Raw genomic sequence first — 23,770 nt, 5'->3', positions numbered from 1 at the left:
AATATGAATACGTTAGGAGAGCGGATCAGAACAATCCGCAAACAAAAAAAGCTGACATTAGAGCAGCTAGCGGGCGAGAAGCTAACAAAAGGAATGCTCAGCCTGATTGAAAATAATAAAGCGAATCCTTCGATGGAAAGCTTGGCGTATATTGCAGGGCAACTTGGAGTTGAAATGACCGAGCTGTTAGAGGAAATTAGTGTACAGGAACTGAGAGATGTACTTGAACAGGCTGAAAAGCTATTCAATGTTGATATTGAAAAGAAGGCGGATGAGGACGAGCAAATCATTGCGTTAGTAACCCCATATGTAGAAAAACTGACGCAAGGATATGAAGCTGCTCGATTATTAGATATATATAGTAAATGTCTGTTTCGCAATAAACAAACAGGTTGGAAAGAATACTCTGACCGTGCTGCTAACATGTATGAAAAAATGAACATTATTTCTAAGCGGGCAAACATTGGTTTATTCCGGGCTTCGGTGAAATATACAGAACATCAATATGGGCAAGCATTAGACATTTTGCTTCGTGAACGAGCAGAGGTCGAATCAAATCATGCATTTATCGATCCGATTACAAGGGTTGATTTTGATTATCATGAAGCGACATTGCATTTCGCTGTTGGCGATTCAATCTCGGCCATACGTGTAATGGAAGAGGCAATCGAATATTCCAAAAAGCATCGCATTTTTTATCGTATTGATGACTTGTATCGACTTGCAGCATTTGAAGCGATGATGTCAAAAAATGAGCAGAAGCTATTTTTTTACCAAGAAAAACTAAAACAATACGGTCAATTTGCTGATGATACACATTCGCTTTTATTTTATGATTTAATGAATATTGAGCTATTGAATTTGGAGGGGAAATTTGGTCAAGCCTTGGAAAAGATCGAGGGGATTTTAACAAGGCGAAGCTTGGACAAGATCTATCGCCCATACTTTTTTATAGGAAAAGGAATCGCTTTATATGGTCTTTCGCAATTTGAACAATCTTTACATTGGCTTGATCAAGTAAAAATACCATCTTATATGCATCATCCATTTGATTTATCTGTTTTTTATGTAACCGATTCTTACAAGGCTCTCTGCCATTTGAAATTGGGGAATCATGTGGAGGCTCTAACGTTCGCAAAATTAGCGGTAAAAAATATCGATCCATTGCCACATACACCTTATAAAGATTTTATTTACGAAATCAATGAAAGAATTCAAAAGGAGTGTTCATTATGAAAGAAATGATTTATTGGTCAAAATTTGAGGATGACAACTGGAGTTTATATTTAGCAAAAACTGAAAATGGACTTTGTTACATCGGTTCACCCGGAGAGGCGTATGAACAATTAGAAGCATGGCTACAAAAGCATTTTCCCAAGGCAAATATTGTGGAAAGTAAGGAAGCTTTACAACCATATGTTCATGAGCTTCGTGAATATTTCGAAGGGAGGAGAAAAGCAATAACATTGCCAATCGATATAAAGGGAACAGCATTTCAACATGCAGTATGGGAAGCATTGAAACAGATCCCATATGGACAAACACACTCCTATTCGGATATCGCTGAGCGAATCCAAAAGCCCAAAGCAGTTCGGGCGGTTGGCTCCGCAATTGGCGCCAATCCCGTCCTCATTGCCGTCCCATGTCATCGAGTTATTGGAAAAAACGGCTCATTGACTGGGTTTCGGGCTGGCATTGAAATGAAGGAGTATTTGTTGAAATTGGAAGGGGAGGAGAATCGATGATAAGAAAATAAAAATCGGAACATATATAAATTGAAATAAAGATTGTCCATTTAAATGTTTTTACACAGATGCATACCTAGTTAATTGGAGTCTCCGCCTGGAACGGAAATCAACGGTATTTACTTCCCACATTTTATGAATGTTATTTATTCAACTTATATAGGAATACAAAAAGAAGATCCCATTTTGATATACAAAATTCAGATTAGAAATGAGCTTGCAAGGAGAGCGGACATTGAACATTGTAAGAATGATTATTCAAATTTCCTTTTTATACGTCTTATATTTACTTGGTGTTTTCATTCAAAAAACGTTTCACTTGTTCATTCCAGGTAGCATTATCGGGATGTTGCTATTATTTATTTTATTGCTTACAAATGTGATTAAACAAGATTGGATTAAAGCCGGATCACTTTTATTAATTCGCTATTTGCCATTATTTTTCGTGCCAGTTACGGTTGGGATTATGAATTACTTAGATTTATTTAAAGGGAAAGGGCTTGTCATTATTGTGATTGTGCTAATAAGCACGATCCTTGTCATGATGGGAACGGGATGGATAAGTCAGTGGCTTGTAAGGAGGCAGGAAGAATGAATCACTTCTTTATCGGCTTGCTTGCCATCACCGTAACCATCGTTGTTTTTTTCTTTTCGAAATGGTTGAATAAGAAATTTCCTTCTCCGTTTACTTTGCCTGTTTTAATTTCGACGCTCATTGTGATGTTCGGACTTCTTCTATTTCATATTTCATATGAAACATATAACATTGGCGGCCAATGGATTGATCGTTTTCTTGGCCCTGCTGTTGTTGCTCTTGCTTATCCTCTATACAAGCAAAGACAAATGATGAAAAACTATTTGATTCCTATTTTGGTTGGCGTTTTTATCGGCTCAGTAATCGGAGTTACGAGCGGATTGATGATGGGGAAATGGTTTCACATTAAGCGAGAAATCATTTTATCGCTTTTGCCAAAATCGGTTACGACTCCCGTAGCAATGGATATTGCCAATACGCTTGATGGCTCCACATCTTTAGCGGCTGTCCTAGTAATGTTCGCCGGCATTGGTGGGGCAGTCATTGGACCTACATTATTTAAATGGTTGAAGATTGATCATGACTTAGCACGCGGACTTGGCATCGGCTCTGCCTCTCATGCAATTGGAACAGCGAAAATCATGGAGGAAAGTGAGAATGCGGGTGCTGCAAGTACATTAGCAATGATCCTTTCAGCTGTTATTGTATCGATTATTACCCCGTTGATCGTTATTTGGTTTATGTGAGTTACTTAATATGTTCATAAGGAAATCTCGACAGTAAATAAGAGCTTTTTTGGAGTATTTAGTTTTACACAGAAAGAAGGGTATTTAGATACATATTTATATCAATAATGTTCTTTTTCTACTTGCCCTCAGAGCCAACGTTTAGTTTTGCGGTTCCGTTGATTGTAGCGGAAGATGGGGACTCCAGTGGAAAAAGCGCGTCAACGTGGGATCCCGTAGGAGCAAATATAAGAACGAAGCCTAAAATTTCCATATCGTCTGGCAAAGGCTTCGTGACCAACTCACGGACCGCGTTCACCTTGAGTGTAATCAACAGTATGAATGCTCCGTACCTTAAGGGATTTTGTGGTATTTCAAAACGACAGATGGATAGAAATTAACTTACGTAAGCAATTCCTTATTAACATATATCCTACATACGCAATTAAACTCACAGACGAGGGAAAATGCCTTTTCCTCGTTTTTCAATGTGTTATAGTAGTGAAAAGAGTGTAAAGGTGGTAATAAAAGATGACGAATCTTGTATTTGATTTTCATACGCATCATCACCGTTGTGGACATGCACGGGGAGAGCTCCGTGATTATATTGAAGCTGCCATCGCAAAAGGTTTACATATGATTGGTCTTTCTGATCATTCCCCTTTTTTTGGAAATGACAACGAACAGCCTTTTCCAACTGTCGCAATGGCCAAAAAACATTTTCCTGAATATGTTGCTGAGGTGTTAAAGCTAAAAGAGGAATATAAAGGGAAGATTGATGTTTTACTAGGAGTCGAATCTGACTTTTTCCCGAAACAGATTGACTTATATCGTCAGCAATTCGCCCGTTATCCATTTGATTATATTATCGGATCTGTTCACTTTGTTAGGGGAATGAGTATTTTTAATAAAGAGCGTTGGGATCGATTGACGAGAGAGGAAAGAATAGAAACAAAGGAAGCCTATTACAACCTCGTTGCCGAATCTGCCCAAAGCGGCTTGTTTCAAATCCTTGGTCATATCGATGCAATGAAGGCGTTTTATCCGGCATTTTCCGAGATTCCAACGGATGTCGTTAATCAGACTTTAAAGGTGATTGGCGCATCGGAGGTTGCTATTGAAATTAATACATCTGGGAAAACGAAGGATTGTGGCGGTTGGTATCCAGCAGATGAGTTGCTTGAAAGGGCTCTACATTATGGGGTAAAAGTAACCTTTGGCTCTGATGCGCATGATCCAGAGCGTGTTGCTGATGAGTTTGAGGAAGTAAAAACAAGGCTCAAGGAAATTGGATTTAAAGAATGGGCATATTTTAAGCAAAAGAAAATGTATCTTACTACATTATAAGATTACAGTTTTCGGAGGAAAGGTTAATGAAGTACACTCAAATAAAACAACAGAAATTATACGAAAAAGTAGCCGAAGCACTTCATGGAATGATTCGTTCTGGGCAATTAAAGCCAGGGGATAAATTAGATTCTGTTCAACAATTAGCAGAAAATTTTCAAGTGGGACGCTCAGCCATCCGTGAAGCTTTATCAGCATTGCGAGCAATGGGATTGGTAGAAATGAAGCAAGGGGAAGGGACGTACATTAAACAATTTAGTCCTGATCAAATTGCTTTTCCCCTATCAACTGCGATTTTAATGAATAAAAAAGATGTTACTAATTTGTTAGAAGTAAGAAAAATTATTGAGTCTGGGACCGCAGCCTCTGCAAGCCAAAATCGTAGCGAAGCCAATTTACAAGCAATGGAAGCTGCATTACAAGAGATGAAATTAGCAAGTGGAAACGAAGAGCTAGGTGAAAAAGCGGATCTTGCATTTCACCTTGCCATTGCTGAAGCATCGCAAAATCAGCTGCTATCAAGTTTATTGCACCATGTTTCCGAATTAATGCAAGAAACAATGAAAGAAACGAGACGACTTTGGCTGTATTCGAAACAGACGACAACGGAGAAACTATATGAAGAACATAAAAAAATTTATGAAGCGATCGTCCGAGGAAACGACGAAGAAGCTCGGGAAACTATGTTGGAGCATTTAGAAAATGTTGAAGTGATTTTAAGCGAATATATTCAAGGAATAGTAGTAAACGAGGAGTAGTAGGTAGATAATTCAGATAATTAGGCGTGGGTATGCTATAATTATAAGTTGATAATGAATTTTGAAAGGAAGGATTGTTATGGCTTTTACTTTAAGCGTCGGGGAAACAGCTCCATCATTTAATTTGCCGGCAACGGACGGCAATACGTACTCATTGGAAGATGTTAAAGATGCGAATGTACTTGTTGTATTCTTCACTTGCAATCATTGTCCATATGTTATTGGCTCCGATGAGGTTACGAGGGAGACAGCAAACAAATTTGCCGATAAAGGTGTGAAATTTATCGGAATCAATTCTAACAGTGCAAATACGAATCCAAACGATTCATTTGACCATATGGTTGCACGGATGGAAGAGCATCAGTTCCCGTGGCTCTATTTACATGATGAAAACCAAGATGTTGCAAAAGCGTATGGTGCACTACGCACTCCTCACTTTTTCGTCTTTGATGAGGAGCGAAAATTGATTTATACAGGACGCGGTGTCGATAATCCAAAAGATACAGAAAAAATGACGGTTAATGATTTAGATCGGGTGTTAACCGAAAAGCTGTCAGACAAACCAATCTCGATCCAACTGACAAATCCGCTCGGATGTAATGTAAAATGGGACGGAAAAGATCCAAAGTGGATGCCGGTTGAGGCATGTGATTTGGTTTAATTCGAATCTGGAGAGTCCGCCGACCGATTTCTCCTGTTTTTTAGAGGAACTTTCCTTTTTGAGTAAGTCCGATCCAAAGGCTTAATTGAATTATTTTGGTCAATAAGCATCTGTGCTAAGCAGATGCTTGTTGACCGAAGTCAAAAGTGGCGCAATTACGCATGAAAGTGGCGCAATTAATCCGAAAAATACGCAATTAATCCAAAAGTTACGCAATTCACCCCCAAAGTTACGCAATTAACAATAAAGTTCGTGCAATTCTGTGCCTCCTAGGACATAAGCCTTTAATAATATTGCGATTGAATCAAAATCGGAATTAATTCAAATTAATTAAGTGGAATCAATGATTATTTAATTATAACTAAGTCATCTGATGACCTGTTGACTACAAGCGAGTTTACGATTAAAGTAGAAATATACAGGAGGAAGAAGGTGGAGCGTTATGAAGGTCAGTCTATTTGCGACATGTTTAGTTGATATGTTCCATAGCCATGTTGGAAAAGAGGCGGTTGAATTATTGGAATATTTAGGATGCGAGGTTGATTTTCCAGAATCGCAAGTATGTTGTGGACAGCCCGCTTTTAACAGTGGTTATGTAAGGGATTCCAAAGAGGCGATGAAAAAAATGATGGATGCGTTTGCGGGTGCGGAATATGTTGTCGGATTATCAGGCTCTTGTGCATACATGTTTCATGAATATGTGAATGTGTTTAAAGGCGATCCAGTATGGGAGCCAAAGGCGAAGGCGCTTGCTAATAAAACATATGAATTTACCGAATTTATCGTTGATGTCTTAAAAGTTGATGATGTGGGAGCATGCCTTAACGGAAGAGCAACTTATCATACGTCATGTCATATGACGAGATTGCTAGGTGTGAAGGAAGCACCAATGAAACTATTAAACAATGTAAAGGGACTTGAGTTCGTAGACCTGCCCAATAAGGAGCAGTGCTGTGGCTTCGGTGGAACATTTTCCGTGAAAATGGGCCAAATTTCGGAGCAGATGGTAGATGAAAAGGTTCAGCATGTAGACGAAACCGAAGCCGACTATTTAATTGGTGCGGATTGCGGTTGCCTAATGAATATTGGCGGAAGAATGGGGCGGGTTGGAAACCCGGTGAAGGTTATGCATATTGCGGAAGTATTAAATCATCGACGAGAGGGGTGAACATGCCAATGGCAATGAAAATTGGTGAGAACGATTTTAAAAAGCGGGTTGATTCAGGTCTTCAAAACCAGTTTATGAGAAAAGCGGTATCAGGAGCGCAGGAAAGGCTCCAAACGAGACGACTTCAAGCAGCAGCGGAACTTGGCAATTGGGAGGATTGGCGTTCGCACGGAGAAGAAATTCGCCAGCATGTGCTTGAAAATCTTGATTTCTACTTATATGAATTAAGCGAAAATGTGGCGAAAAGAGGCGGCCATGTATTTTTTGCTGCAACAGCAGATGAAGCCAATCAATACATTCGCAGTGTAATTGAAAAGAAACATGCGAAAAAAGTTGTAAAGTCGAAGTCGATGGTTACAGAAGAAATCAATATGAATGCATGTTTAGAAGAGGCCGGGTGTGAAGTGATCGAAACAGACTTAGGAGAGTACATTTTACAAATAGACGATCATGACCCGCCTTCACATATTGTTGCACCAGCGCTTCATAAAAATAAAGAACAGATCAGGGATGTTTTTACAGAGAAGCTAAACTATCAACAGACAGAAAAGCCAGAAGAACTTGCTTGGCATGCGCGAGAAACACTTCGCGAGGAATATTTGACTGCCGACGTCGGGATTACAGGCTGCAATTTTGCAGTTGCTGAAACAGGCTCGATTTGTTTAGTAACGAATGAAGGGAATGCTGATCTCGTCACCGCATTGCCGAAAACACAAATTACCGTGATGGGTATGGAAAGGCTCGTTCCAACAGTCGAAGAACTTGAAGTGCTTGTTGGATTACTCACACGAAGCGCTGTCGGGCAAAAGCTAACGAGCTATATTACGATGCTAACAGGCGCAAAAGACGAGAATGATGTTGATGGCCCGGAGGAATTCCATCTTGTAATCGTTGATAATGGCCGATCTGATATTCTTGGCGGAGAATTTCAATCGATTCTTCAATGTATTCGCTGTGCTGCTTGTGTAAATGTTTGCCCAGTGTATCGTCATGTTGGCGGGCACTCGTACGGGTCAATCTATTCAGGACCGGTCGGGGCGGTGTTATCACCATTGCTTGGTGGTTACAATGATTATAAAGAATTGCCATATGCATCAACATTATGTGGAGCGTGCACAGAGGCTTGCCCGGTAAAAATTCCTCTTCATGAGCTTTTACATAAACATCGTCAAGTGATTGTTGAGAAAGAAGGAAGAGCACCAATTTCCGAAAAGCTCGCAATGAAGGCATTCGGACTAGGAGCCGCATCACCTGCCTTATATAAAATGGGTTCAAAAATGGCGCCCGCAGCGATGAATCCTTTTACTGCCGGCGATAAAATTACAAAAGGGGTAGGACCATTAAAAGCATGGACAGAAATAAGAGATTTCCCTGCCCCGAATAAAGAGAGATTCCGAGATTGGTTTAAAGATCGTTCCAAAGGAGGGAATCATTAATGACTGGTTCTATCCAAAATAGAGATGCTTTTTTGAGCAAAATTGCCGGAAGATTAGGTAGAACAGAAGTAGCTAAAAATATAGAAAGACCTACATGGAACTATCAGCCTCAGAATGAGGTGTTGAAAGATGCGAATTCAAACGAATTATTAGAAGTGCTGAAGAATCAATGTATAAACATTCACACGGATTGTATTGTGACCAATAGAGCAGATCTGGTTGAAACAATAAAGCATCTCGTTTCCGAATATGGTGGCGGTCCAATTATAACGTGGAAGGATTCTCGTTTCGACGAATATGGGCTTACACCGTTACTTACTGAGATTTGGCCTGAAGAAAATGTGGCGGTTCATGAATGGGATTATACGAGAAAAGAAGAAAACATTCATTTGGCCGAAAAAGCAAATGTCGGAATTACAATTAGTGATATTACCCTCGCTGAATCAGGTACTGCTGTTCTTTTCAGCAGCAAGGATAAAGGAAGAACCGTTAGCTTTTTGCCTTTAAAATCAGTCATCATTATTCCGAAAAGCACCATCGTTCCACGTATGACCCAAGCAGCGCGTATCATTAGAGAAAAAACAAAAAACGGTGAGCATCTCGCCTCTTGTATTAATTTTATTACAGGTCCGAGTAACTCTGCTGATATTGAAATGAATCTTGTCGTTGGAGTCCATGGACCGATAAATGCGGCTTATGTGGTTGTGGAGGATTTATAGGTGAATGGTCGTATGTCTAAAAGAAATAACAAAGTCAGTGGCTTTCTTTTACGGAAAAACACAAAAAACAGCCTGATACTGTTACGATAAGAGTATGATACGGAATGAATGAAGAGTCGCCCAAAACATCTGTCTTGGAGTGACTCTTTTTCTCTGTTAATGTAGACAAAAGTAACACAGAAATATTCAAACGGATATATTAAAGACGATCATATTAATCACACTTAAAAAGTATAGCCATCAATCGAGGAGGAGTATTGACTTGACTTATACTTACGAGGAATTAGCGGATGACTTTGTAAATGTACCTATACAGGTTCATGGAGTTTATCGAACAGAGTTGAAAGCTAATTTTTTATATAGCGGCCATGTGGATCAACCGACGACAAAATGTGCGATTATAGTTGCCCTAAGGGGACAAGCTGACTTTATATTTGATCATGTAGATCATTATCAGATGAAACCGGGCAAGGTGTTAATAGGTGGATTACAGAAGCAGTTGGAAATTCAAACAGGTCATTGTGGATTTGAATATTATCTCGTTCATTATTTACCATTATCCTCAAATATGGTGGATGTACAGCGGTTAATAGATGTTTCCATGCTTCATGTGGCACTTGATTTAGAATTGCTGGAGCTTCAGGAACAATTACTTCAGGCAGCATCTTTTCCTGGGAGCATGGGATTAATGGAAAAGAAGACCTTGTTTTACAGAACAGTAAACAAGCTACTTCAAAGTGAACGTCATCAACAGAATAAGGAAAGTTATATAGTGATCGATGAGACGATTCAATACATTCAGGCGCATTACTCAAAGCCTCTTTCGTTAAATTTATTGGCGGAGCGTTATCAAATGAAACCGAAATATTTTTCTTATTTATTTCACAAATATGTAGGGGTGGGTCCGATTGATTACTTGATCCAGTATCGGGTGCACTGTGCCCAAGAAATGCTGATTACGGGCCAATTCCCGGTAGCGATGGTGGCTAAAAGTGTTGGGTATTCCGATGCTTATTACTTCAGCAGATTGTTTAAAAAGCATAAAGGTGTACCACCAAGTAAGGTTGGGCTGTATTTGAAGCGAAATAGTCCATCTTAAGTTCGGGAAAATCTCTATTTTCAATTTTAAAGGTGGGTGATAAAGTAATTATTGATAATGATAATCGTTATCGATAATTGCAAGGAGTTAAGAAAGGGTGCTAAACATGTTTAAACGAACCAATCAATTTGCCGCACTAGTTATGTTGTTTTGTTTCATCTTACTCATCAGTGGGTGTTCTAGTGATGCAAAAAATAATACGGATCAGAACAACAATAATATGCCAGGTGATTCTACTTCGGGTAAGGTGAGCGAGATGGAGGATGCCGGAAAAAGTCCATATCCACGGAAGATTGATACAGCAAATGGAGAAATTACGATCGAGGAAGAACCTGAGAAAGTTGCAATTGTTCATTGGGGATATCTCGACTCTCTTTTGTTGTTTGATCTAAAATCGATCGCAGCTGCACTACCGTTTACAGAGAAGCAATCTGTGTTAAGTACGGAAAGCTATAAACCATATGTAGACAAGTTGGATGAGTTGGTGATCGTAGGAGAAAATGAACAAGTGAATTTGGAGGCATTGCTTGATTACGATCCTGACTTGATTATTGCCGGAAATAGCATCAATAAGGATATAACGACAAAATTATCACAGATTTCCACTACGATTGTCATCGACGAAGAGGAGACGAACGTATGGGGGGATTGGCCATCACTTGTACGTAAATTTGGAGAGATTTTAGCTCAAGAGGACGTAGCGGAAAACTATATTTCTGAATTTAATCTTCGTATGGAAACCGCCAAGGAGAAATTAGCTAACTTGGAAGGGACGGTAGCGTTTTTACAAGTGAGAGAAAACATGGTTTGGTTGCAGGGAGTAGATTATTTAAAACAATATTATGAAGGACTTGGACTCAAAACACCGGATGCTGATACGATGAAAGAAGGTGCGCAGCTCTCTTTAGAGGGATTGACAGAGTTAAATCCAGATCATTTGTTTTTAGGCTATTTCAATTATGGCGATCAGTCTATCCCCGCTATAACGGATGAGTGGGAGAAGGGAGAGGTGTGGAAGAGATTAAAGTCAGTTCAAAATGATCATGTATATCCGATCAATGGAGAGCTCGCCCTTGGGTTTGGTCCTATTGGTCATTCATATGGTGTGCAAGCTGTGCTAGAGGCATTAGAATAAAAACAAAATTCATTATAAGCGATGATTAGTAAGATCATGCTGTTCAAAAACATAAAGAATGATGCTTTCAGAACAATTTGACATAATAAATATACATGATACGATGTATTTGTAACAAAATTTAGATAATAACAAACTACTAGAGGGGCCTTTATAAGGCTGAGATTGAAGTAGCGACTTCGGGACTCTTAGAACCTGATCTAGTTAATACTAGCGGAGGGAAGTGGGGAATTAGGTATTTCATCATTCAGTAAAGATGTGTGCCTTATTTGTTGATGAGTAAACCACTATCCTTCCGAGGTAGTGGTTTTTTGTTTTTCTTGAGAGGTGAGGATTAAAAATTGGTATAGGGGCAGTACACAAAATGTAAGGAATATTAGGGAAATAAGTCGAAAGATAGGGTTAAATGGTTGGTCGATTAATATAAAAAAGGTGGAGGGAAAAGAATGAAATTTACAGATCGTATATTAGAGAAAGCATTACCAATTTGGAGAAGGAATCATAATCATCCATTCGTGCGGGAGATTGGAAATGGAACACTTGATGAAGATAAGTTTCGTTTTTATATGGTGCAAGATTATTTGTATTTAATTCAATACGTGAAAATTTTTGCGATTGCCGTAGTTAAAGCAGATGAATTAAAACATATGGAAAAGTTCGCGAAAATTCTAGAAGGGCATTTGCATTTTGAAATGGAATTGCATCGTTCATATGCTGCACGTTTCGGTATTACTAATGAAGAATTAGAGTCTGCAAAGCCTGCACCAACAGTGTTAGCGTACACACATTATATGCTGCATGTAGCACAAAATGGAACGCTTGCAGAAGTTATGGCAGCTGTACTTCCATGTGCATGGAGTTATTGGGAAATTGGCAAGGAATTGAATGAGATTCCAGGTGCTGCTGAGCATCCGAAATACGGTGATTGGGTGAAAACTTATTCATCAAAAGAATTTGGAGAAATGGCTACATGGTGTATGGAATTAATGAACGAACAAGCTTCAGGAAAATCAGAAAAAGAATGGGAGAAGCTAGAGGAAATTTTCATTCATACGACAAAATTTGAATACATGTTTTGGGATATGGCATATGGCAAACAAATGTGGCCAGGCGATGAGTGAGGTCATGCTCACAAGGCTGATGATGGAAGCGGAACATAAATAAAAAGTGTATTAAAAAAATCCTAGGAAGGCATTCACTCCTAGGATTTTAATGCTCTTAGCTATGAAAAGAGTGGAACTAATATCGCTATAATTCCTAAAGCGATGGCACCCCAGGCGAGTGCTTTTTGTGGAGTAGTTAAAACAATTAAGCCTAAAACAGCAGCAATCCCGCCTAACCAATAAGGCGCGTAGAAAAATCCTACAACCGCAGCAAGGATCGCTAACCAACCGAGCCATAAACCAGTGGATTTATCCATGCCTATCAACTCCTATCTGTTATTACTCGAATCAATAAAAGCTTGATAAATGAGCTTACTACATCATATTATGAATGCGTTTACAGTGTGCAAGGTAAAATTATGATCTAATAATTGTAAAGACGCATATTTTATCTAAAAAAAATGCTGAATTTTGTTTGAAAATTGTTTAATTTTCTGCTTTCCCAATTGTAAATGTCTGGTAGAATATAATTTGTGAGAAGATAATGTAAGCACCCAATTAAAATTGAAACGTGAGGTAAGGGAACGTATGTTTAGCCATATGATGAAAAAATTTTGGAAAGGAATCATATATGGGGAAATTGCAAAATAAAGAAAGATCCGCTTTGCTGGACGAGACGCTTAGCTGGTTTGCGGAAACCTCAAGAGATTTATTGCTTGTAATTGATTCAAATAAAAGGATTTCATATATCAACACCTCACTTAAAGAGGCGATTCACTATGATCTATCCGAAATCCAAGGGATGAAGTGTCTAGATTTTATTCATAAAGAGGATCGAAAAATGACCGCCGAATGGATTAGTACGTTCAGCAATACTACATTATTTCCCTCTTTCACAAATCGATTTCGAAAGAAAAATGGCTCATATATCCAACTCCTTTGGCATAGTGGAAAAGTAATAAATAATGAATGGATTTTAGCAGGAACAATTTTAGAAGAGGATATTAATAACGTTTTAGTAAATAATATTGGAATGAGTAATTTTTTTGAAATGGCCGATGAGGCTGGGGATATTTGCGATTTAGAAGGGCGGGTAATCCTACTTAATCAAGCATTTGAGCATTTATATGGGTGGAAAAGGAAAGAGATTCTAGGAAAAAAGTTACCGATTATTCCGGAGGAGTTTCGTCATGAATTTGACGATTTTAGCCAAAAAATACTTGATGGCACAAAAATCCTTCATCATCAAACCATTCGAATGAAAAAGGACGGCTCACTCTTTCCTGTTTTACTCATTGTTGCCCCTATTTTTGATGGCGATGGAAAGATTATCGCCATTTCCGCGATTACAAAAGATCTTTCGGAATTATTAAAAACAAAATTAATGATTGAGCAACAAAAAATAAAAATTGCCGAACAAGAGAGACTCCTTTTTGATATCTCTGAAAATATTAGCGACGTGATTTGTTTGTTTGACTCTAAACAATTTAAGTTTTTATACATTAGTCCATCCTTTGAATCAATGTGGGGGACCTCCGTTGAAGCGGTGTACGCCAGTCCGTCCGTGTTAAAGGAAAAACTTTACAAAGAGGATTTGGAAAAAATATTAGATTATTTTCAATCGAAAAAAAATGTGCCAATAGAACTAGAATACAAAATAAATGATGATTTTAACGTGGAAGAAAGATGGATTCGGACAAAAATTACCCCGATTGCAAATGAAAATGGGCATGGGTATCGATACGTTACGGTCTCACAAGATATTACAGAGTGGAAAAAGCAAGCCTTGCTCTTGAAGAAACAGGAAAAATTGGGAGCTTTAGGGCAATTAGCGGCTGGGATTGCTCATGAAATTAGAAATCCATTAACGACAGTAAAAGGATTTATTCAATTACGGGCACAACAACAAGTAGATGATAGGTACAATGGCATCATACTTCAGGAGCTTGAACAAATTGAAGCGATTGTGACAGAGTTTTTAATGCTTACTAAGCCACAACGGAACGTGAAATATGTCCAGCATAATGTAAACGAATTAGTCGATGAAGTTGTTCGAATGATGAAACGAGAGGCTATATTGCATAAGATCGAAATTGATACATTGCTTGAGGATATTTTGCTTCCAGTGCAATGTGAGCCAAAGCAAATCAAGCAAGTCATCATTAATATGTTAAAAAATGCGATTGAAGCCATGCCATACGGAGGAACCGTCTATATTACAACGACCTTAATGTCTGATCATTCCGTTTCTATTGTTATAAAAGATGAAGGGGCCGGAATCCCAAAGGAAATTCTAAGTCGTCTAGGGGAACCTTTTTATTCAAATAAAGAAAGAGGTACAGGCTTAGGTCTGATGGTAAGCTTTAAAATTATTGAGAATCATGGAGGACATATTCATATAGAAAGTACTGAGGGGAAGGGAACAATGATTACGATTTTGCTTCCGTCAGGACAACATACATGGAATTAATTGAATTTCGTTATTCATGGAAATATTGAGAATGGATTGTCGAGAGGTCATCTGTTCTACTATCTTTTTCATAATTAGAAAGGGGCATGTTTGGTGAGCCAGTTGGAGATGAGAACTGCAATAACAGACGAAGCGATGAAGAAGACAACCTGGAAGCAAAGTGAAAGCATTTCAAAAATTGCATGGCGGAATACTTTTTTCGAACTCTCTGATAGTGCAGCGGCGATTATTAACTTAAAAGGCATGGTTATTTTAGTAAATCCAGCCTTCGAACAACTATATGGCTGGACACTAGTGGAAATAGAGGGAAAATACCTTCCGAATGTTCCGGACAAGCTGAAAAAAGATTTCGATGAAATGATCGGAAACTCCTTAAGTTGGGAAAAGGTAATAGAGCAGCAGACGTTACGAATGAAGAAAGATGGAACAGTTATTCCTGTTGAATTTATTATGTCGCCCGTTTATGGAGAATCGGGAAAAATAAAGGCACTTCTTATCGTTACAAAAGATTTGACGGAGTTACTAGAGTTTAAAATGCTTGTCGAAATGCAAAACGAAATGATTGAAGTAGGTGAAAAGCTCCTGCTAGATATTACAAAAAATATTAGTGAAGCTTTTTGCCTATATGATTTAAAACAAAGAAAACCGTTATTTATCAGTCCACTTCTTGAGGAAAGATGGGAAATCAATATTGATGAAATTTACAGAGAGCCACTAAACATCCTTAAAAAATTTCAAGATAAAGATCGTGAGATGTTTCTCGAGTTTTTCATTGATTCAAGCCCCGGAGCGCGGGAAATGGAATTCGAGATCAAAGGGGAATTATATGAGACTCCACGATGGCTGCGAATAGAAATTACTCCAATTGTTGATGAGCGTGGAGTGGTGGCGAGACATATTAGTGTTTTTAAAGATATTACAGAATTAAAGGAAAAGACAAATCAAATTAAACAACTGGATAAATTAGGAGCAGTTGGTCAATTAGCAGCGGGAATTGCCCACGAAATTAGAAACCCGTTAACATCTGTAAAAGGCTTTGTCCAACTACTTGCTGAAGAAACGAACAGTAAATATAGTCAGATCATTACTTCGGAAATTGAGAGAATTGAATTCATTATGAATGAATTTCTAGTGCTTGCGAAGCCGCAACAAGAAATGAAACTGAAAAATGGCAATATTAATGATATTGTCAAAGATGTGATTTCGTTTATGAATCCAGAGGCACTTCTACATAATGTGGAGATCTGTATGGATTTCAATGAAGCACCACAGGTGTATTGTGAATCAAAACAAATTAAACAAGTCATAATTAATATGATTAAAAATGCGATCGAGGCAATGCCGATCGGGGGGACGATTCATATAAGAACGGCTACCCTGCCAAATGGATATGCTACGATAGAAATCAATGATGAAGGGATTGGGATAGCAAAGGAACGGTTAAAACGTTTGAGAGAGCCATTCTATTCAAATAAGGAAAAAGGAACTGGCCTTGGAGTCATGATTTGCTATAAAATCATTGAAGATCATGGTGGAACGATTCAATTTACTAGTAAAGAAGGACAAGGTACTAAAGTACAAATCTTTCTGCCACCAGCAACTGCATCACCTAAAAATAAAAACACAAACAATAAATAACATTGTGCTTTATATCACTATAAGACTTATCTCACGGAAAATGAGATAGGTCTTTTTTATTTACATTTACAAAAATATGAAAAATGAATCATTAATCCTAGGGAATAAATGAAAGCGTGTTCTTTGTGGTGATCTATATCAATATAGCTTCTTTTGTCCTGCTTTTATTAAGTCTAATGCACTAAAAATAAGAAAGACGTTGTAGGAACATACTCATAGTGAACGTTTTTCTTTACTTTATGTCCATTTGACCATTTTGTGAACATGTTATTTACTTAAATAAAATTACATAATTGGTTATATTTACATCTGATTAAGCCGGAAGGAAACGAGGGAAAGAAATGCTAGAGTCAAAGAGAAAAGCAATTATATTTTTCGTTATTTCATTATTACTAGCTCTAACCGCAGGATTTCTTATATTGAAGAAGGTTCAATCGTTAAATACGAATTTAGGAACAATGGCAGAAGTTGTCGTCGCGAATGTGGATGTATCTTCAAGAGCACTGATTCGACCAGAAGATGTGACATTGGAAGAAATACCTCAAAAATATCTAAAAGAGTATCATATTACGAATGTTGAAGAGTTGATCAATAAGGTTTCGATTGTTCCATTATCAGCTGGTGATATGATTACGAAAAATATGTTAAAGCAGGCGTCAGCCGTTGTTGAAGAGAATAATCGTCTGATTACTTTAATGGAATCAGACAGAATTATTTTCGATGAACCGCTTGAGGCATTAGACCGGGTTGATATCATCGTCTCACATCGCTTTGATAACAAAGAAGAGACAAGCTTTTTTATGAAAGACGTAAAAGTATCACGGGTAGCGAAGGAAAGCAATAAATTTAAAGGAGTTCAACTTGAAATACCGTTAGATACAGCTCCACAACTTATACATATGCAAAATTATGCGGATAGTGTTCGGATCGTAAAAGCAAACGTTGGCAAATTAGAAGCTGAAGTAGAAAAGGAAATGGCAAATCCTGATCTGAAAGTAGAAGCTGATGACAATGCCGCAAAGGAAGAAGCCGCAAAAGAGCAAGCGGTTGAAAAAGCAGAAGAAGCTAAAGAGGAGAACGAAGCTGAAGAAGGGAAAGCGGAATAAATTTCCCAATTTAGTGGAGAAAAAGTAAGAGTGAACGATGGAGGTACTCATTCATGAACATGCAAAAAAGCCTTTTGGTCATTGGAGAACCAAATGATTTGTATGATGCGATCCAAGAAAGTCTTGAAGCTCGATTTGAAATCAAATTAATTAAACCGAATCAACTACGAGCTGAATTTGATCAATATTATTCCAACATTGCACTTGTTTTGCAAAATGAAACGGAACCTCCCCAAGATATCATTTCGTTTCTTGTTAATGAAAATCCGCAAATAGCGATCTTATATATTCATGATCGTCAGGATTTTCATATGTTACGTGAAATCATTCGAGCGGGAGCAACGGATTATATGGTCATTCCTGACGAAATGGATATTTTAGAGGAGCGGATTAGGGGAATTGCTTCGATTAAGGCAGGTGTCGCGGAAGGCGCGGCTACAAGTGGATTCAAAAGGGGAAGCGGTCAAGTGTTTGCTTTTTATAGTGGAAAAGGCGGAGTAGGAAAAACGTTTCTTAGTTCCGCGTTTGCTCAAACACTTAAACTTGAATCAACAGCGAAAGTGTTGTTTGTTGATTTAAACCTTCAATATGGAGGCGCAGAAACCTTTTTTGGAGTTGAAGGAAACAGATCGTTAATCGATTTAAAACCTGTTATACACGAAATAAATGACAATCATATTCGGAATATATCGGAAAATGAGCCATCTTCCAAACTGGAAATTTTAATTAGCCCACGAGATGCGGAGCTAGCGGAAAGCATTGATGGGGACTTTGTCACTCGTTTATTACGGGCTTGCCGTCGCAGTTATGACTTTATTATTGTCGACCTTCCGTCTGAAATGGATGAAGTTACATATGCGGCGCTTGAAGAGTCTGACCGAATTTATTATGTCATGACGTTGGATACACCATCGATTCGTGTATTGAAACATGTGGAGGAACTACTGCTACGCTTAGGGATCGAATCGGAGGGGCGGCTGGAGCTGATTATTAACGAAAAAGGCCGTGAAAATGAATTGAATAAAAAAGATTTAGAACGGTTTGTTCAATATCCGATCTCAGCAGAAATAAAAAGGGACATAAAAGGGGTCCAAGCGGCAATTAATCAAGGTCGACCGGTTAGAAGTGTTCAAAAAGAAAAGAAAATGATCCCGGCCGCAAAAGATGTACATAAATGGGTCCACTCAATGTTGAAATAACTGAGTGAAAACAAAAATGTATAGAGAGGGGGCGTCAGTATGTCACTCTTCCAAAAGAAGTTTGATCGATCAAAAATAAAAGAAACAGTTGTAGAATCAAATGTTTCTTTAGCAAATCCATATATTGATGAATTGGTAGAACATTATAAATTACGTTTACTAGGTGAAACGAATCTCGAACAACTTATAAGTCTTTCAGAAGGGGAAAAAAGGTTGACGATTGAAAGATTGGTTAACCAATTTATGGCGGAAGAAAAGGTCATTATTCCCCGTCATGAAAAAGATGATTTACTAACTCGTTTAATCGATGAGAGTGTTGGGTTCGGTCCACTGGAGCCATTATTAAACGACGAGCAAATTACCGAGATCTTAGTCAATGGACCGAGCGAAGTATTTGTCGAAAAAAAAGGCCGACTCGAGAAGTCGAATGTAGCATTTAAGGATGAAGCGCATGTTCGTCATATTATTGATCGTGTCGTTGCACCACTCGGACGAAGATTAGATGAAAGCTCGCCTATGGTTGATGCGAGATTACCAGATGGAAGCCGTGTGAATGCAGTCATCCCGCCAATTAGCTTGAATGGAACGCTTATTTCGATTCGGAAATTTAAAAAGACGCCTTTTGAAATGGAGGACTTGCTTGCCTTTCATTCATTGAATGAGCCTATGGCTGAGTTTATTCAAGCGCTCGTTCGGATGAAAACAAATATATTAATTTCCGGTGGAACGGGCAGTGGAAAAACAACATTGCTAAATGCGGTCGCGAAAGCCATTCCTGAATACGAGCGGGTCATAACAATTGAGGACTCAGCAGAATTGCGACTTAATCGCACAAGTGTCGTTGGTATGGAAGCACGGCCACAAAACGTGGAAGGAAAGGGAGAAGTGACGATCAGGCAGCTCGTTCGAAATTCATTGCGGATGAGACCCGATCGGATTATCGTCGGCGAGGTCCGTGGCGCAGAAGCGTTTGATATGCTGCAAGCAATGAATACGGGACATGAAGGTTCACTTACTACGGTACATGCGAATACACCAGCCGATGCGATTAGTAGGGTGGAAGGGATGGTTGTCATGGCCGGTATGGACTTACCAACCCATATTATCCGAGAATACATCGTCGGTGCACTTGACTATATTATTCAAGCAGAAAGATTAAGTGATGGTACTAGAAAGATCATAAACATCTCAGAAGTATTTGTTAGTCAGGATAACCGAATACAAGTACAAGATATATTTCGATTTAAAAAGACAGGTATGAATGAGAATGGGCATGTAATGGGGGAGTTCATTGCAACTGGCATCATACCAAAATGTTTAGAGCGTATGAAGGTGTATGGAATTGAAATTAATCCATCCATCTTCACTGTGAAGGGAGTTGAAGCGAATGGATTGGAGTGTGCCCATACTATATAGCTTGGCTGTATTACTTCTTATTTGGGCGGGCTATTATTATTTAGGCTATCGAGGTCAAAAAAAGGAATGGCAAAAGCGAGTCCATCATTGGTTCCCAGAAGAAAAAAGAAAAAGTGTTATTAGCGTCTGGGGTGATCGTTATGACCAATCGAAAAGTGCAGAAGTATTAACAAATAAATTACAAAGTGCCAATCTACATTTACTCCCTTCTGAGTATATGGGCGTTCATATTTTAGGCTTTTTAGTTTTACTATTGTTATTCGTCAATATGTTTAACATGCCTCTTATTTTAAGTATTTTCATCGCAATTGGCATGTTGCTCATTGTCCATTTCACATTGTTCTATCTCCGAAAAAATAAATATGAGGAACGGTTTAATGAGCAGCTTGGAGAAGTGTGTAGAATGCTTGGGAATGCGGTGCGCTCTGGATTAACGATTAATCAAGGAATCGACATCGTGGCAAGGGAAATTTCCGCACCGGCGGGTCCTGAATTTAAACGAATGTCACAGGAACTTAAACTCGGAGTGCCATTGGAAAGTACATTGAGATCGATTCAGGCAAGAAATAAATCGAGAGAATTCCAGCTTTTTATCGCAACTTTGCTCATTCAGAAAAAGACGGGGGGAAACTTGGCATTAACGCTTGAATCGATGGCCAATACACTGGAAGATCGGAAAGTCTTAAACCAAGTAATCAAGACAATGACTTCCGAACAAAGATATATATCATTTATTGTTCCAGCGTTACCTATTTTCATCTTGCTTGTTATGAACAATATTATCGAGGGGTTCATTGATCCGCTTTGGACGGGCCCGGGAATTATTATTTTGATTTTATTTTTAATCGGAATTGTACTTTCTTTTTTACTTATTCGCCAAATTACGAATATTAGGGTGTAACGAAATGGATGCATTAATCATTCTTTGTGTTATTTTATTTTGGTTCACGATCGTCTTAACGATCAGGCACTTATCTGTTTATATGAAGGACAAACGGCTATTACTCGAGCATGTATCAGAGGTTACTCATACGGACACCTTTGCGAAGCCGAAACAAAGAGTAAGCAAGAGAGTATCAGTCATTCAAAAAGTCACCAAATACGCGGACGAGTTTTCAGATTTAGGACAACGGATTAATTTTTTTAGTGAAAATCAAGACGTGGCTGTTTGGCTGAAAAAATCAGGGAACATTTATCAATTAACGGTTCCGCGATTTCAAGGTCTAAAAATATTTATGCTAATTGTCGGTTTTTTTGCGGGGATGCTGGGCTTTATAATCGGACTTCCTTTTTCGCAATATGGGTTGATCCTGTTGCCGCTCCTCGGCTATTTTATTCCGATTATGGTTGTTCGATTACAAGCAAAAAAGCGTCAAGAAGCACTTAGGCTCGATTTGCCTGACTTTTTAGATACGATCAGTACAAGTCTTCAGGCGGGGGTGAGTCTAGACCAAGCACTAAAGGAGGTGATTCGCTTTTTCGATGGCCCTTTAAGGGAAGAGTTTTCTAGATTTAATTACGAAATTGATTTAGGTGTCCCGCGAGATACTGCTTATCGCAATTTATTGGAAAGAAATGATAATCAAGAATTCCAAGGATTGATTAAAGCGTTGATTCAAGGGCAGAAGCTTGGTGTTCCAATTGCAACGACGTTTAAAGTCCAAGCGGAGGCATTAAGGCAGCTTAGGGAAGAGCAAATTAAGGAATTGGCGGCGAAAGCATCACCTAAAGTGACATTAGTGACAACCTTTATCGTTGCTCCTGTATCGATTTTAATTATTGCTGGTCTAATGCTCTTAAATTTAATTTATGGTGAAAATAGTATATTTACTTTATTTAATTAGGAGGAAATAAAAATGAAAAAACTAACTGAAATGTACGTAATATGCACGAATAAATTGGAAAATTTGATCCGTAATGAAAGAGGATCACAAACGCTTGAGTGGATTGGAATCGCAGCTGTTGTTGTTATTGCTGTCGGGCTTATTTCAACCGCATTTGGCGATGATAAAGAATTTGGAAAAAAAGTGTTGCAAAAGTTCACAAAATTCATTGATCAAATTGGTTAATACCGAAAAGGAGGAAGAGCTTTATGAGAAGGTACATCGTATTATTCATCATCTGCCTCCTTTTCCTTGCTGGTTGTTCTAGTAAGCAAAAATCGGAAGTAAAGGAAGTAGAAAATCAAACAGATTCAAGTGAGATGCAAGAAAAAGAGACGGATGGGGAACAGAAGGGAATCGATGAAAATCCGACTAAGGGGGAAGAAGCGGCTCAATTCTTCAAAGATGTACCGCCTATTCCTAAAACAGCCTCTGACTTAATTTTGCAGTCACCTGGAAAATTTGCCGACCAGGAAGTCCTTTCCGATGAGGTGGAAACAAAGGTAATAGAGGAAATCAAAGATATGCCAGTGCTCGCTGAGGATGCAAGTGAGGAGGCGTATGATCAATATTTTCAATACGTTTACTCACAAGTCGCCACTGATTTTCCTAATCCAGATGACCTGATCAATAAATGGGAGTTTTCAATGTCTGGAGATCCGAATTTACCAGATAGTCGTTTTCACTTTAAAGAAAACTACAATATTGAAGTTATTTTAGATGCGAGTGGAAGTATGAAAGAAGTCATCAGTGGGAAAAGCATGATGGAACATGCAAAAGATGCCATCAAGGCATTTCTCGCGAATGTACCCGAAGACGCAAATGTATCATTGCGTGTTTATGGTCATAAAGGGACAGGCTCTCAAGCTGATAAACAATTATCATGTACAAGCATTGAGCAAGTGTACGGATTTTCAACGTACGAACAGGGAGCCTTCGATGAAGCGCTAAATCGATTTCAGCCGAGTGGATGGACGCCGATTGCTGCTGCTTTAGAAGAAGCAAAAAAAGGACTGGAACCATTTGATGCAAAGACCAACACAAACCTCATTTACCTTGTAAGCGATGGTGTTGAAACTTGTGATGGTGATCCCGTTGCGGTCGCAAAGTCTTTTAGTGAATCGAATATTGCTCCAATTATTAATGTGATCGGCTTTAATGTAGATTCAGAGGCGCAAAGGCAATTAAAAGAAGTTGCTAAAATTTCCAATGGTACGTATACGACGGTAACGAACGGTGAGGAGCTTGAAGAGGAGTTTAAGCGTGCAGACGAAGTGCTGGAAAGATGGCGTGAATGGAAGGATCAATTAGTGGATGATGCAGATGCACAGCGAGTTGAACAAAACTTCGATATCCTTGAATATTCCAATGATTGGGGATCACGAGCAACGCAACAATTTATAAATATTAGTTCATTTTTATCGATTATGTATGATGAAGGAAAAATCGATATTAACCAGATGGATGAGCTAAATAAACGAAGAGATCAAATCGACGAGCTTGTAAATGAAACACAAAAAGAAATGACAAGTGATCTAGAAAATTTAAATATTGAAAAAGTGGAAGAACTGAAAAAACAAATTGAAGAAAAATATCAATCGAACATATGAATCATGCAGCCATGAGT

The 23,770-nt window shown here is 38.5% G+C and carries 23 protein-coding genes and 1 riboswitch; of the genes, 22 read left to right on the top strand and 1 reads right to left on the bottom strand.

Annotation, left to right across the window (positions count from 1 at the left end):
• Window positions 1-3 precede the first annotated feature (3 nt).
• The 13 genes from KHA95_RS20265 (at window position 4) to tenA (ending at window position 12,449) form a co-directional block, all read left to right on the top strand.
• Window positions 4-1,236, top strand: a complete 1,233-nt coding sequence (locus tag KHA95_RS20265) for a helix-turn-helix domain-containing protein (protein ID WP_213139395.1) — start codon at window positions 4-6, stop codon at window positions 1,234-1,236.
• A complete protein-coding gene (locus tag KHA95_RS20260; protein WP_213139394.1) occupies window positions 1,233-1,745 on the top strand; it encodes a methylated-DNA--[protein]-cysteine S-methyltransferase in 513 nt (170 codons plus the stop codon). Before KHA95_RS20265 ends, KHA95_RS20260 begins: the two co-directional genes overlap by 4 nt.
• 235 nt (window positions 1,746-1,980) lie before the next feature.
• Entirely contained in the window at window positions 1,981-2,340 is a 360-nt protein-coding gene (locus KHA95_RS20255) for a CidA/LrgA family protein (protein WP_249317141.1), read from the top strand.
• Complete coding sequence (locus tag KHA95_RS20250) at window positions 2,337-3,026, top strand: LrgB family protein (RefSeq protein WP_213139392.1); 690 nt, start codon at window positions 2,337-2,339, stop codon at window positions 3,024-3,026. Before KHA95_RS20255 ends, KHA95_RS20250 begins: the two co-directional genes overlap by 4 nt.
• Window positions 3,027-3,536: 510 nt before the next feature.
• Window positions 3,537-4,352 carry a histidinol-phosphatase gene (locus tag KHA95_RS20245; protein ID WP_213139391.1) on the top strand — a complete coding sequence of 272 codons (816 nt, stop codon included), beginning with the start codon at window positions 3,537-3,539 and terminating at the stop codon, window positions 4,350-4,352.
• Between the two features lie 26 nt (window positions 4,353-4,378).
• Window positions 4,379-5,110: a FadR/GntR family transcriptional regulator gene (locus tag KHA95_RS20240; protein WP_213139390.1), complete on the top strand. Its 732-nt coding sequence runs from the start codon at window positions 4,379-4,381 to the stop codon at window positions 5,108-5,110.
• A 79-nt stretch (window positions 5,111-5,189) separates the two neighbouring features.
• On the top strand, window positions 5,190-5,771 hold the full coding sequence (locus KHA95_RS20235) for a thioredoxin family protein (RefSeq protein ID WP_213139389.1): 582 nt from the start codon (window positions 5,190-5,192) through the stop codon (window positions 5,769-5,771).
• A gap of 442 nt (window positions 5,772-6,213) precedes the next feature.
• On the top strand, window positions 6,214-6,939 hold the full coding sequence (locus KHA95_RS20230; RefSeq protein WP_213139388.1) for a (Fe-S)-binding protein: 726 nt from the start codon (window positions 6,214-6,216) through the stop codon (window positions 6,937-6,939).
• 8 nt (window positions 6,940-6,947) lie between these two features.
• Entirely contained in the window at window positions 6,948-8,375 is a 1,428-nt protein-coding gene (locus KHA95_RS20225; protein WP_213139387.1) for a LutB/LldF family L-lactate oxidation iron-sulfur protein, read from the top strand.
• Window positions 8,375-9,094, top strand: coding sequence for a LutC/YkgG family protein (locus KHA95_RS20220; protein WP_213139386.1), 720 nt, complete (start codon window positions 8,375-8,377; stop codon window positions 9,092-9,094). Before KHA95_RS20225 ends, KHA95_RS20220 begins: the two co-directional genes overlap by 1 nt.
• A gap of 262 nt (window positions 9,095-9,356) precedes the next feature.
• On the top strand, window positions 9,357-10,193 hold the full coding sequence (locus KHA95_RS20215; RefSeq protein ID WP_213139385.1) for a helix-turn-helix transcriptional regulator: 837 nt from the start codon (window positions 9,357-9,359) through the stop codon (window positions 10,191-10,193).
• A 106-nt stretch (window positions 10,194-10,299) separates the two neighbouring features.
• Entirely contained in the window at window positions 10,300-11,328 is a 1,029-nt protein-coding gene (locus KHA95_RS20210) for an ABC transporter substrate-binding protein (RefSeq protein ID WP_213139384.1), read from the top strand.
• Between the two features lie 131 nt (window positions 11,329-11,459).
• Window positions 11,460-11,567: riboswitch (TPP riboswitch) on the top strand.
• Window positions 11,568-11,774: 207 nt separating this feature from the next.
• Window positions 11,775-12,449, top strand: coding sequence for a thiaminase II (tenA, locus tag KHA95_RS20205; RefSeq protein WP_213139383.1), 675 nt, complete (start codon window positions 11,775-11,777; stop codon window positions 12,447-12,449).
• 101 nt (window positions 12,450-12,550) lie between these two features.
• Here the strand turns inward: tenA and KHA95_RS20200 are convergent, their stop codons facing one another.
• Entirely contained in the window at window positions 12,551-12,748 is a 198-nt protein-coding gene (locus tag KHA95_RS20200) for a hypothetical protein (protein WP_213139382.1), read from the bottom strand.
• A 314-nt stretch (window positions 12,749-13,062) separates the two neighbouring features.
• On the opposite strand from KHA95_RS20200, the gene KHA95_RS20195 reads away from it, so the two are divergent.
• The 9 genes from KHA95_RS20195 to KHA95_RS20155 all read left to right on the top strand — a co-directional run bounded on the left by KHA95_RS20195 (window position 13,063) and on the right by KHA95_RS20155 (window position 23,753).
• Window positions 13,063-14,901 carry a PAS domain-containing protein gene (locus tag KHA95_RS20195; protein ID WP_213139381.1) on the top strand — a complete coding sequence of 613 codons (1,839 nt, stop codon included), beginning with the start codon at window positions 13,063-13,065 and terminating at the stop codon, window positions 14,899-14,901.
• A 93-nt stretch (window positions 14,902-14,994) separates the two neighbouring features.
• A complete protein-coding gene (locus KHA95_RS20190; RefSeq protein WP_213139380.1) occupies window positions 14,995-16,539 on the top strand; it encodes an ATP-binding protein in 1,545 nt (514 codons plus the stop codon).
• Window positions 16,540-16,880: 341 nt separating this feature from the next.
• Entirely contained in the window at window positions 16,881-17,645 is a 765-nt protein-coding gene (gene cpaB, locus KHA95_RS20185) for a Flp pilus assembly protein CpaB (RefSeq protein ID WP_213139379.1), read from the top strand.
• 53 nt (window positions 17,646-17,698) lie between these two features.
• Window positions 17,699-18,844 carry a CpaE/TadZ family protein gene (locus tag KHA95_RS20180; protein ID WP_213139378.1) on the top strand — a complete coding sequence of 382 codons (1,146 nt, stop codon included), beginning with the start codon at window positions 17,699-17,701 and terminating at the stop codon, window positions 18,842-18,844.
• A gap of 39 nt (window positions 18,845-18,883) precedes the next feature.
• Window positions 18,884-20,260, top strand: coding sequence for a TadA family conjugal transfer-associated ATPase (locus KHA95_RS20175; protein ID WP_213139377.1), 1,377 nt, complete (start codon window positions 18,884-18,886; stop codon window positions 20,258-20,260).
• Complete coding sequence (locus KHA95_RS20170; RefSeq protein WP_213139376.1) at window positions 20,232-21,161, top strand: type II secretion system F family protein; 930 nt, start codon at window positions 20,232-20,234, stop codon at window positions 21,159-21,161. The genes KHA95_RS20175 and KHA95_RS20170 overlap by 29 nt, the downstream gene beginning before the upstream one ends.
• 4 nt (window positions 21,162-21,165) lie before the next feature.
• Window positions 21,166-22,104, top strand: a complete 939-nt coding sequence (locus KHA95_RS20165; RefSeq protein WP_213139375.1) for a type II secretion system F family protein — start codon at window positions 21,166-21,168, stop codon at window positions 22,102-22,104.
• A 12-nt stretch (window positions 22,105-22,116) separates the two neighbouring features.
• A complete protein-coding gene (locus KHA95_RS20160; RefSeq protein WP_213139374.1) occupies window positions 22,117-22,329 on the top strand; it encodes a Flp family type IVb pilin in 213 nt (70 codons plus the stop codon).
• Window positions 22,330-22,352: 23 nt separating this feature from the next.
• Window positions 22,353-23,753 (top strand): VWA domain-containing protein, encoded by a 1,401-nt coding sequence (locus KHA95_RS20155; RefSeq protein ID WP_213139373.1) that lies wholly within the window; start codon window positions 22,353-22,355, stop codon window positions 23,751-23,753.
• Window positions 23,754-23,770 lie beyond the last annotated feature (17 nt).

It is taken from the genome of Bacillus sp. FJAT-50079, from assembly GCF_018343515.1.
GTDB lineage: Bacteria > Bacillota > Bacilli > Bacillales > Bacillaceae_C > Lederbergia.
Note: the sequence above shows the minus strand (reverse complement) of the source record. Positions and strands in the feature narration are given on the sequence as shown.